Raw genomic sequence first — 11,746 nt, forward strand, 5'->3', positions numbered from 1 at the left:
TACTGGTGCAGAGCGATTTAGTCGAGAGGCCCGGTTTTCCAAGGTTCTGGCTGTGAACGCCTGCTGACTGAGAGTGAAATATGATTTCCCGCGGCGGACGGGTGACGCCTGGGGCGTACGGGTGAACGAGGCGGTCGCTACGATGCCGCAGCTCAACGCCGATCGGTCCACGGGGGAATCATGTTCGGAATCGTCAGGCCGTGCGTCCATCGCCTCGGGGAACGGCTGAGAGCCGACTGGACGGCCCACCTGTGCGGGCTCTGCCTCGCGCTGCGGGGCGACCACGGCCAGCTCGCACGGCTCGTCACGAACTACGACGGGCTGCTCGTCTCGGTCCTGACGGAGGCTCAGGCCGCACGTACCCCCGCCGGGCGGCGCACCGCCGGGCCCTGCCCGCTGCGCGGCCTGCGGACCGCGTCCGTCGCGCGGGGCGAGGGCGCCCGGCTGGCCGCCGCGGTCTCGCTGGTGCTCGCCGCCGCGAAAGTGCGCGACCACGTCGCCGACGGCGACGGCCTGTTGGCGCGCGGACCGGCGGCGGCCGCGGCGCGCCGGGTCGCCGTGCGCTGGGACCGGGCCGGTGCCAGGACCGGTACCGCCGTCGGCTTCGACACGGCGGTGCTCGTCGACGCCGTGGACCGCCAGCTCGGCGTGGAGTCCCTCGCGGGCCCCGGCACCCCGCTGCTCGCCGTGACCGAGCCGACCGAGACCGCCACCGCCGCCGCCTTCGCGCACACCGCCGTGCTGGCCGGGCGGCCCGGCAACGCGGAGCCGCTCGCCGAGGCGGGCCGCCTCTTCGGCCGGCTCGCCCACCTCCTGGACGCCGTGGAGGACCGGGAGGCCGACGCCGCGTCGGGCGCGTGGAACCCGCTGACCGCGACGGGCACCCCGCTCGCGGAGGCGCGGCGGCTCGCCGACGACGCCCTGCACGGCGTCCGCCTCGCCCTGCGCGAGGTGGAGTTCACCGACGGCAGGCTCGCGCACGCGCTGCTCGCGCACGAGCTGCGCGTCTCCGTGGACCGCGCCTTCGGCACCGCGTCCTGCGCCCACCGGCCCGAGCGGTACGGCACGCCGCCGCCGGGCCCGTACGCGCCCGGCGGCCCGGCCGGTCCCGGCGCCCCGCCGCCCGGGCCGCCGCACCGGGACCGCCGGGGCCTGGTCGCCGGGTGCCTGGTGTGGGCGGGCCTGGCCTGCACGTGCCGGCTGTGCTGCGGCACGTACGAGGACCCGTGGTCCCGCGAGCGCAAGGACGGCCTGTGCAGCCAGTGCGACTGCGACGGGTGCAGTGACTGCTGCAACTGCTGTGACTGCTGTGGGAACTGCTGCAGTTGCTGCGAGGGCTGCGACTGCGGGTGCGACTGCTGAGCGGGCGGGCCGGGGAGGGGAGCGGGACCGGTGGGCGCGGCCGGACCGGCGGGGGCGGCGGGCGCGGGACCCACCGGCGGCAACCGGCCGGTTGTGCCATGAACCTGACCAGGCGCCGGACGAGGGGGCGGTCGGCGTGCTGACCTGGCCGTGTGCGGGTGAGGGGAGCGGCCGGCGTACGCGACCGGCCGCGCTCCGGCGGTCCGCCGCGGCCGTAGCGACCGAGATGTCCGCTTCCGCAGTCGCCGATCATGGCGTGTTCCCTGCGGTGCGGACCGGTGCGGCTCCTCGATCGCGTCGGGGAACCGCGCGCGGCGTACGTCCGGGCCCGTGCGGGCAATCGCCGCGGCAAAGGCATTTAAAGGGCCGGCAAAGCCCGCGGTTGAGGGCCGCCGCGCGCGACGGCCGCCCGTCGCGGGATGTCCGCGGAGCCTGTCGGGCAGCCGCCGGGCGGGTCATTCGGAAGAGTGAATTCCGGACACTGGCGGGAGCGCGGGGCCCGGCGGCGCGCGGGCGTACGGGGGGCGGCGCGAGGACGCCCGGAAGGCGCCTGCCGGCGGGCGGGGCGCGGGCCGCTCCCGACGGCCCGGCCCGAGGGCGGGGCGGACTCCGGCCGTCCGTCCGTGCGGCGCCCGTGACCTGGGACGGATGCCCGGGCGGATCCGGCGCCCGGGGTCGGCCCCGGGTGTGGTCGCCGGCCCGTCCGGCCGTCCCGTCCCCGCGTCCGTGCGCACGCCGGACCGGTGCGGTCGCGGTACAGGGGGGCACTTCCCCCGGATCGGTCGCTTCCGGGCGGCTCGGCGCCGCGCGGACCGGGCGCGGAACCCGGGGGTGGCGTCCGAAAGGTGCCCTTGCGGCGCTCGTCCGCGCGGCCGAATACTCCCGACCAGCGCTTGTCAGGGGCACGACGTGTTCGGAATCCGAACAGTGCCCCCGGCTGCGCCTCACGGGCCCCGACCCCCACGCGGGCCCCCGACTCCTCTGGGAGGAACGAGAAGTGAGGATCAAGCGCACCACTCCCCGCAGCGGCATCACGAGACGGACCCGGCTGATCGCCGTGGGCACCGGACTGGTGGCGGCGGCCGCGATCGCGGTCCCCCACGCGAGCGCGACCGACGCGCGGGCCTTCAGCGCCGCCCGGCTGGCGCAGGCCAGTGAATCGGTGCTCCGGTCCGACGTCGCCGGCACCGCGTGGGCGGTCGACTCCGCGACGAACCGCGTGGTCGTCACGGTCGACAGCACGGTCTCCGACGCCGAGATCGCGCGGATCAAGAAGGACGCGGGCGCCGACGCCGGCGCCCTCACGATCAAGCACACCCCCGGAAAGTTCACCAAGCTGATCTCCGGCGGCGACGCCATCTATGCGAGTAGCTGGCGCTGTTCGCTGGGCTTCAACGTCCAGGACAACAGCGGGAACTACTACTTCCTGACCGCCGGCCACTGCACCGACGGCGCGGGCACCTGGTGGTCGAACTCCTCGCACACGACCACGCTCGGCACGACGTCCGGCTCCAGCTTCCCGACCAACGACTACGGCATCGTCCGGTACACCAACTCCTCGGTCGCCAAGGACGGGACCGTCGGCAGCCAGGACATCACCAGCGCCGCCACGCCCTCGGTCGGCACCACCGTCTACCGGCGCGGCTCCACCACCGGCACCCACAGCGGCCGTGTCACCGCGCTCAACGCCACGGTCAACTACGGCGGCGGCGACATCGTCTACGGCATGATCCAGACCACGGTCTGCGCCGAGCCCGGCGACTCCGGCGGCCCGCTGTACGGCGGCACCACCGCCTACGGCCTGACCTCCGGAGGCAGCGGCAACTGCTCCTCGGGCGGCACCACGTTCTTCCAGCCGGTCACCGAGGCGCTGAGCGCCTACGGGGTGCACGTCTACTAGGACCGACGTGCCGTGACCCCGTCGCCACCCCCCACACCGCACCGCGACACCCGCACGGCAGTCGGCGCCGGGCGGCCCCCGCACTCCGCGAGGAGCGCGGGGGCCGTCGTCCGTCCGGGGCCCCGAGCGGTCCGGGCGGCGCGGGGCCCGGCGGTCAGGAGGCCGCCGGCGACGCGCCGGACAGCCAGTCCAGGACCTCCGGCAGGGCTTCGAGGGCCGAGAAGTGACCGGCCTCGGGGTCCAGGACGGGACGGGCCCGGGGGATGCGGTCCGCCAGCCAGTGGAAGTGGCCCACGGGGGTGAAGGCGTCCTGCCCGCCGTGCCACAGCAGCACGGGCCGGGTGATCAGGTCCGGGTCGAACCCCCAGCGGCTGAGCAGCGCGAGCGTGTCGTCGAGCCAGCCGTACGCCGACGTGGCCAGCCCCTCGCGGTAGCCGCGCAGCAGCATCTCGCCCGCGGGCGGCGCGGAGACGGCCCGGCGGTCGGCGTCGGTGAGCCCCTCGCGCAGGGACGCGAGGTGCGCGGCCGGGTCCGTGCGGATCTCCGCGGAGCGCGCCGCGAGCCGGTCCGCGAACCGCACCGGCTCGGTCAGCGCCCGGGAGTACTCCTGCGTGTGCGCGCTCGTCATGCCGTCGAACCAGCTCAGCCCCTCGGCGTCGGGCGGCGCCGGGCAGGCCAGCACCGCCGCCCGCCGCACCTTCCGGGGCAGCAGGGCGGCGCAGGCCAGCGCGTGCGGGGCGCCGCCCGCGACGCCGAGCACCGCGAACCGTTCGAGTCCGAGCAGGTCGGCCAGTGCGGCCACGTCCCGCGCGGCGTGCGCGACCCGGCGGCCCGGGTGCCGGTCCGAACCCCCGTACCCGGGACGGTCGTAGGCGATGAACCGCAGCCCGGGGCGCGCGTCCGTCACCTCGCGCGGCACGACCGCGCGCCGGGAGCCGGGCGTGCCGTGCAGCAGCACCACCGGGCTGCCCTCCGGGTCGCCCCACTCCTCGACCGCCAGCCGGCGTCCGTCCCGCATGCGTATGCCGCCGTGCACCTGTCTCCTCACTCTCCCTCTCTCCTCCACCGCGGAGTTACGGTCGAAGTACACACCGGGTGCGTCCTGTTCGGATCTTCGGGGGGCGTCATGGTCGAGGAACTGGTGACGGCGGGAGTGGCCGTCGCGTCCGCAGGCGCGGTGTACGCGATGGCGGCGGCGCGGGTGGTCCGGCAGTACGAGCGGGGGGTCGTGTTCCGCCTGGGGAGACTGCGCTCCCGGGTGCGCGGCCCCGGACTCACCCTGATCGTGCCGTTCGTGGACCGGCTCCACAAGGTCAACCTGCAGATCGTCACGTTGCCGGTGCCGGCCCAGGAGGGCATCACGCGCGACAACGTCACGGTGCGCGTGGACGCCGTCGTCTATTTCAAGGTGGTGTCGCCGGCCGACGCGATCGTGCGGGTCGAGGACTACCGGTTCGCGGTGGCGCAGATGGCGCAGACGTCGCTGCGCTCGATCATCGGCAAGAGCGAGCTGGACGACCTGCTGTCGAACCGGGAGAAGCTCAACCAGGGCCTGGAGCTGATGATCGACAGCCCGGCGGTGGAGTGGGGCGTCGCCATCGACCGCGTCGAGATCAAGGACGTCTCGCTGCCGGAGGCGATGAAGCGGTCCATGGCGCGGCAGGCCGAGGCCGACCGGGAGCGGCGCGCCCGGATCATCAACGCCGACGCCGAGCTGCAGGCGTCGAGGAAGCTGGCGGAGGCGGCCCAGCAGATGGCCGACACGCCCTCCGCGCTGCAACTTCGGCTGCTGCAGACCGTGGTGGCGGTCGCGGCCGAGAAGAACTCCACGCTCGTCCTGCCGTTCCCGGTGGAGCTGCTCCGCTTCCTGGAGCGGGTGCGGCCGGACCCGGAGCAGCAGCCTCCGCACCAGGGGCAGCGGCAGGTGCGGGGGCGGCAGGCGGAGCAGTAGCCGCCCGGCGGGCCGCTGCCGCATCCGGACGACGGAGGGGCGAGAACAAGACAGGTCTAGACCTCACCGGCTGCAACGCTGTCCCTTCCGCGCGATGTTTGCATAGTGAATCGACATGCGGTGATCGAGAGCGCGCGGGACACGGAAGGCGCGCGGCCGCCGTCGATCGCGCGTCCAGAAGTCGACCTTGTGTGCGCCCCGAGGGCCTAGGAATAGTGGGCGTCGTCCGTTGGCATGGACGCGGCTTTTTTGGTCCTCCGCGTCCTTTGTCATATGCCTTCCGGTCTCGGGATCCCCCCACACGACCCGTGGCCGACCCCCCACAGGAGGACGTGACAGTGAACCACCGACGCATACCCAAGCGGCGGGCCGCGATCACCGGGGCGAGCGTCGCCGCCCTGGTCGTCGCCGGAACGACGTTCCAGACTGCGAACGCGAGCGAGGACACCTCCGCTTCCGTGCCCCGTACCCTCTCCGCCGCGGCGGCCGGAAAGCTCGCCTCGACGCTCGGCGAGGACCTCGGCGCCGACGCGGCCGGCACGTACTACGACGCCGAGACGAGGAACCTGGTCGTCAACGTGCTGGACGCGGACGCGGCGGACGCCGCCGAGGCGGCCGGCGCCCGCGCCAGAGTCGTCGAGAACTCCCTCGCCGACCTCAGGAGCGCCCGCGCGACCCTCGGGAAGGAGGCGGCCGTCCCCGGCACCTCGTGGGCGGTCGACCCGAGGGCGAACAAGGTCGTCGTCACCGCCGACCGCACGGTGTCGCAGGCGGAGTACGCCGAGCTGGGCGAGGTCGTGGACGGCCTGGGCGGCACCGCCGAACTGAAGCGCACGAAGGGGGAGTTCAAGCCCTTCGCCGCGGGCGGCGACGCCATCACCGGCGGCGGCGGGCGCTGCTCGCTCGGCTTCAACGTGGTCAAGGGCGGCGAGCCGTACTTCATCACGGCCGGCCACTGCACCGAGTCGATCTCGACCTGGTCGGACGAGAGCGGCCAGGCCATCGGGGAGAACGAGGACTCCAGCTTCCCGGACGACGACTACGGCCTGGTCAAGTACGCGGCCGGCGTCGACCACCCGAGCGAGGTGAACCTCTACGACGGCTCCTCGCAGCCGATCACCCAGGCCGGCGAGGCCACCGTCGGCCAGCGGGTGACGCGCAGCGGCTCCACCACCCAGGTCCACGACGGCACGGTGACCGGCCTGGACGCCACCGTGAACTACGGCAACGGCGACGTCGTCAACGGACTCGTCCAGACCGACGTCTGCGCCGAGCCCGGCGACAGCGGCGGCTCGCTCTTCGCGGGCAGCACCGCCCTCGGCCTCACCTCCGGCGGCAGCGGCGACTGCACCTCCGGCGGCGAGACCTTCTTCCAGCCCGTCACCGAGGCGCTCTCCGCCTACGGCGCCGAGATCGGCTGACGGGGCGCCGGAAGCGGAACCGGCAGGAGCCCTGACCCTCGCGCGAGCGTGGGGGCGGGGCTCCTCGCCGCGCGCCGCCCGGCCGGACGGCCGGGCACCGGGCCGTCGCGCACTGGACCGCCCGTGCACCGGGCCGCCGTACGCCGGACCCGCCCGGCCGGCCGGGCGGTGAGGGCGGATCAGGTCCGGGGCAGAGGTCGCGGCCGGAGGCGGGGGTGGCGGGTGCGCAGGGCCGCGGCCGCCAGGGCGACCACGGTGCCGGCGGCCGCCCAGGCCGAGAGCACCAGCAGGGAGCCGGTGAGGCGGTTGCCCTCGAAGTACGCGATCGAGCGGGCCGCCCAGGTGCCGGCGCCCGGCGGCAGGGCCGGTCCGACCGCCGCCCAGAAGGGCGGCAGCATCGGCAGCGGGAAGGCGCCGCCCGCGCTCGGGTTGCCCGCGATCACCACCAGCAGGATCGCCAGACCGATACCGACGACGCCGAAGAGGCCCTGCAGTGCGAGCGTCGCCGCACCGACCGCGAACGTGGTGAGCGCGCCCAGGCCCCAGAGTGCGGCCACCCCGCCCGGCAGCGCGCCCAGGACCGGTCCCACGACGACCGCTCCGCCGAGTCCGCCGACCGCCGCCACCAGGGCCATGACGATCAGTCTGATCAGCGCGCGGCGCGGCCCGGCGGGCCGCGCGCCGGCGCTGATCGCCAGGATCGACGCGCACAGGTAGCCGCCCACGCACCAGCCCACGACCAGGTAGAAGGACGAGAGCCCGTCGAAGTCGCGGGCGGAGGCGGGCGCCACGTCCACGGTCTTGACCGTCCGCCGCTCCTCCTTCTCCGCGGCCGCGGCCAGCTTCTCCAGGGTGGTGGCCAGGACGGTGCCGCCGCCGGAGGCGACCAGCAGCGTGTCCGTGGTGCCGGACGGGTCGGCCACCAGGGCGCCGTCGATGTCCCGGTGCAGGATCTGCCGGCGCGCGGTGGCCTCGTCGGGCAGCGCGCGCGGGTCCAGGGGGCCGCCGGGCAGCGCCTCCAGCCGTGCCGCCGTCTCCCGCGCCGCCGCCCCGGGCGCCACCACGCCGAAGGGCACGTCCCTGGGCTTCGGGTCGTGCAGCGCTCCCACGTACGAGGCGATGAAGAGCAGTTGCAGGGCGATCACGCCGACGACGAGCAGCGTGGCCCGCGGGGTGACGGCGTCCCGCACCTCACCGAGGAAGGAGTGCGGGGAAGTCCCGGCTGTCTGTGTCATGTCACCACGGTCCGGGAGGACCGGCGTCGCCGCAGGTGGAGGCGCCCGTGCGGATGTAGTACACATGTTCGATAATGTGCCTCATGGTGCAGGCGAGGAGACGGGAACGGGTCGGACGCGGGGCGGGCGAGCAGCCCGCGGGCCCGCGGGAACGGGAGGCGCGGGTGCCGGAGTTCACGCATCTGCACGCCGTGTCCGGGTTCTCCCTGCGGTACGGGGCCTCGCACCCGGAGCGGCTGGCCGCGCGCGCCGCCGAACGGGGCATGGACGCCCTCGCCCTCACCGACCGCGACACCCTCGCCGGCGCGGTCCGCTTCGCCAAGGCCTGTGCCGAGCACGGGGTGCGCCCGCTGTTCGGCGTCGACCTCGCGGTCGGCGGGCCCGGTCCGGCCGGGGGCCGCGGGACCGGTGGGACCGGCGGGTCCGCGCCGCGGCGCACCCCCGTGCGCGGCGGCGCCTTCGTCGACGAGTCGGCGCCCCGGGCCACCTTCCTCGCCCGGGACGGCGCGCGGGGCTGGGCCGGCCTGTGCCGCCTGGTCACCGCCGCCCACCGCGCGGGGGGCCGGCCCCTGCTGCCCGGCGCCGACCGGTACGCCGAAGGGGTGACCGTCCTGCTCGGCCCCGCCTCCGACGTGGGCCGCGCGCTCGCCGCGGGCCGCCCCGACCTGGCTGCGCGGCTGCTGGCGCCCTGGCGGGATGCCTACGGCGACGCGCTGCGCCTCGAAGCCGTCTTCCACGGCCGCAAGGGCACCGGCCCCGGTTCGCTGCGCCTGGCCGCCCGTACCGTCGGCTTCGCCGCCGAACAGGGGATACGGCCGGTGCTCGGCAACGACGTCCGTTACGCCGACCCCGGTCAGGGCCCGGTCGCCGACGTGCTGGACGCCGCCCGCCGCATGGTCCCCCTCGACCCGCGCGGGGAGGCGGACTCCGGCGAGGCCTGGCTCAAGGACCCGGCCGCCATGCTCGCCGCCGCCGAACGGGTCGTCGAGGCCGCGGGCTTCCGCCGCGACGCCGCCCGCCGCCTGCTCGACCGCACCGGGGAGACGGCGCGGGAGTGCCGCGTCGACCCCGCGGCCGACCTCGGCGTCGGCGGCGTCCGCTTCCCCGAGCCGCACCTCGTCGGCGCCGCGCGCCGCACCGCGCAGCGCGTCCTCGCCTCCCGGGCGGCGGCGGGCATGGTGCGGCTCGGGTACGCCGGGCGGCGCGCGTACTGGGAGCGGATGCACCAGGAGCTGGACGTCATCGCCCACCACGGCTTCGCCTCCTACTTCCTCACCGTCGCCCAGGTGGTGGAGGACGTGCGCGGGCTGGGGATACGGGCCGCCGCGCGCGGCTCGGGCGCCGGCTCCCTGGTCAACCACCTCCTCGGCATCGCGCACGCCGACCCCGTGGCGCACGGCCTCCTGATGGAACGTTTCCTCTCCAAGCGCCGCGCCGTCCTCCCCGACATCGACATCGACGTCGAGTCCGCGCGCCGCCTGGAGGTCTACCGGGTGGTCCTCGGCCGGTTCGGCGCCGAGCGGGTCGCCGCCGTCGCGATGACGGAGACGTACCGCGTGCGGCACGCCGTCCGCGACGTGGGCGCCGCCCTCTCCCTGGACCCGGCCGAGGTCGACCGGATCGCCAAGTCCTTCCCGCACATCCGCGCCCGCGACGCCCGCGCGGCCCTGGCCGAGCTGCCCGAACTGCGCGCCCTCGCCGGGGAGGAGGAGCGGTACGGGCGCCTGTGGGAGCTGGTCGAGGCGCTCGACGCCCTGCCGCGCGGCGTCGCCATGCACCCGTGCGGGGTGCTGCTCTCCGACGCCTCGCTGCCCGCCCGTACGCCCGTCGTGCCGAGCGGCGGCGAGGGGCTGCCGATGACGCAGTTCGACAAGGAGGACGTCGAGGACCTCGGACTGCTCAAGCTCGACGTGCTGGGCGTGCGGATGCAGTCCGCGATGGCGCACGCGGTGGCCGAGGTGGAGCGGGCCACGGGCACCGCCGTCGACCTGGACGCGGTGCCGCCGGACGACCCGGCCACCTACCGGCTCATCCGGTCCGCCGAGACGCTCGGCTGCTTCCAGATCGAGTCGCCGGGCCAGCGCGACCTGGTCGGGCGGCTGCGCCCCGAGACCTTCCACGACCTCGTCGTCGACATCTCGCTCTTCCGGCCGGGACCCGTCGCGGCCGACATGGTGCGGCCGTTCGTCGAGGCCCGGCACGGCCGGGCGCCGGCCCGCTGCCCGCACCCCGACCTGCGGGAGGTGCTGGAGGAGACCCACGGCGTCGTGGTCTTCCACGAGCAGGTGATCCACATCGTGCACATCATGACCGGCTGCGGGCGCGACGAGGCGGACCGGGTGCGGCGCGGGCTCTCCGACCCCCGGGCGCAGGAGCGCATCCGCGTCTGGTTCGCGGAGCACGCGGCGGCGCGGGGGTACGACGCCCCGACGATCGCCCGCACCTGGGGGATCGTCGAGGCCTTCGGGTCGTACGGCTTCTGCAAGGCGCACGCCGTGGCGTTCGCCGTGCCGACGTACCAGTCGGCGTGGCTGAAGGCCCATCACCCGGCCGCGTTCTACGCCGGACTGCTCGCGCACGACCCCGGCATGTACCCCAAGCGGCTGCTGCTCGCGGACGCGCGGCGGCGCGGTGTGCCGATCCTGCCGCTGGACGTGAACCGCTCGGCGCCCGCCCACCGTATCGAACTGGTGTACGGCGAAGGAGAAGTCCGGGCGCGGCCGGGTTCCGGAGCCGGAGGCGGAGCGGAAGGGGAAGTGGCGGCGCGGGGGGACGGTACGGGCCGGGCGGCGGTCTGGGGGGTCCGGCTCGCGCTGTCCGACGTGCACGGCATCACCGGGGACGAGGCGGCGCGGATCGCGGCCGGGCAGCCGTACGCCTCACTGCCCGACTTCTGGGAGCGGGCCCGGCCGAGCGCTCCGCTGGCCGCGCGGCTCGCGCAGGTCGGCGCGCTGGACGCGTTCGGCGCCAACCGCCGCGACCTGCGCCTGCACCTGGCCGAGCTGCACCGCGCCGCCCGGGACGCCGTGCAGCTCGGCCGGCTGCCTCCGCCGCTGCTCGACGCCCGGGCGGCGACCCCGGACGGCGGACGGGGGACGGCGCCCTCCGGTCTGCCCGACCTGGACGACGCGGAGCGGCTCAGCGCCGAGCTGGGCGTGCTCTCCATGGACGCCTCGCGCCATCTGATGGACGACCACCGGGAGTTCCTGGACGAGCTGGGCGTGCTGCCGGCACGGCGGCTGCGCGCGGCGGGACACGGCGAGACGGTCCTGGTCGCGGGCGCCAAGGCGGCCACGCAGACCCCGCCGGTCCGGTCCGGCCGGCGGGTCGTGTTCACCACGCTCGACGACGGTACGGGGCTGGTGGACCTCGCCTTCTTCGAGGACTCCCACGACGCCTGCGCGCACACCGTCTTCCACTCCTGGCTGCTGCTGGTGCGCGGCGTGGTCCAGCGCCGCGGCCCGCACGGCGTCAGTGTGGTGGGCGCCGTGGCGTGGGACCTCGCCGAACTGGTGGACCTGCGGCGGGAGGGCGGCCTGGACGCGGTGGCGCGGCGGCTGGCCGAACGGGGGACGGCGCCCGGCGGGGAGGGGAACGCGGGCGGCGGCGTGCGGAAGCTGTGGTACCGGAGCCCGGGGAGCGCGGGGTGACGCGGGGCCCGGGGGATGCGGGAGACGCGGGGCCCGGGGGATGCGGGAGACGCGGGGCCCGGAGGACAGGAGCCCGGGGCGTCCGGGGACTCGGGGAGCGCGGAGGGGCCTTGGCCGGTCGCCGGGACCGTCCGGTCAGGACCCTCTGGGCACCGGCGCGGTCACCGGCACCGGACCAGTGCGGTCACCGGCACCGGTCCCATGCGGGACCGGTGCCGGTGACCGCG

7 protein-coding genes are annotated in these 11,746 nt (G+C 75.7%); 5 read left to right on the forward strand and 2 right to left on the reverse strand.

All coding sequences use genetic code 11. The features are described from left to right. Nucleotides 1–180 precede the first annotated feature (180 nt). Nucleotides 181–1,362 carry a DUF5685 family protein gene (locus IE271_RS31255; protein ID WP_190193840.1) on the forward strand — a complete coding sequence of 394 codons (1,182 nt, stop codon included), beginning with the start codon at nucleotides 181–183 and terminating at the stop codon, nucleotides 1,360–1,362. A 997-nt stretch (nucleotides 1,363–2,359) separates the two neighbouring features. Beyond that, a complete protein-coding gene (locus IE271_RS31260) occupies nucleotides 2,360–3,262 on the forward strand; it encodes a S1 family peptidase (RefSeq protein ID WP_190193841.1) in 903 nt (300 codons plus the stop codon). Between the two features lie 154 nt (nucleotides 3,263–3,416). Here the strand turns inward: IE271_RS31260 and IE271_RS31265 are convergent, their stop codons facing one another. After that, the gene (locus IE271_RS31265; protein WP_190193852.1) at nucleotides 3,417–4,280 is read right to left on the reverse strand and encodes an alpha/beta fold hydrolase; all 864 of its coding nucleotides are present in this window, start codon (nucleotides 4,278–4,280) and stop codon (nucleotides 3,417–3,419) included. Nucleotides 4,281–4,388: 108 nt separating this feature from the next. On the opposite strand from IE271_RS31265, the gene IE271_RS31270 reads away from it, so the two are divergent. Further along, nucleotides 4,389–5,213 carry a slipin family protein gene (locus tag IE271_RS31270; RefSeq protein ID WP_229919671.1) on the forward strand — a complete coding sequence of 275 codons (825 nt, stop codon included), beginning with the start codon at nucleotides 4,389–4,391 and terminating at the stop codon, nucleotides 5,211–5,213. Between the two features lie 338 nt (nucleotides 5,214–5,551). Further along, a complete protein-coding gene (locus IE271_RS31275) occupies nucleotides 5,552–6,634 on the forward strand; it encodes a S1 family peptidase (RefSeq protein WP_190193853.1) in 1,083 nt (360 codons plus the stop codon). 179 nt (nucleotides 6,635–6,813) lie between these two features. On the opposite strand, the gene IE271_RS31280 is transcribed toward IE271_RS31275, so the two are convergent. After that, the gene (locus IE271_RS31280) at nucleotides 6,814–7,869 is read right to left on the reverse strand and encodes an ABC-2 transporter permease (protein WP_190193842.1); all 1,056 of its coding nucleotides are present in this window, start codon (nucleotides 7,867–7,869) and stop codon (nucleotides 6,814–6,816) included. Between the two features lie 164 nt (nucleotides 7,870–8,033). Here IE271_RS31280 and IE271_RS31285 point away from each other — a divergent pair, with 164 nt between their 5' ends. Next, nucleotides 8,034–11,519, forward strand: coding sequence for a DNA polymerase III subunit alpha (locus tag IE271_RS31285; protein WP_190193854.1), 3,486 nt, complete (start codon nucleotides 8,034–8,036; stop codon nucleotides 11,517–11,519). Nucleotides 11,520–11,746 lie beyond the last annotated feature (227 nt).

This window comes from Streptomyces minutiscleroticus (genome assembly GCF_014650875.1).
GTDB classification, from domain to species: domain Bacteria; phylum Actinomycetota; class Actinomycetes; order Streptomycetales; family Streptomycetaceae; genus Streptomyces; species Streptomyces minutiscleroticus.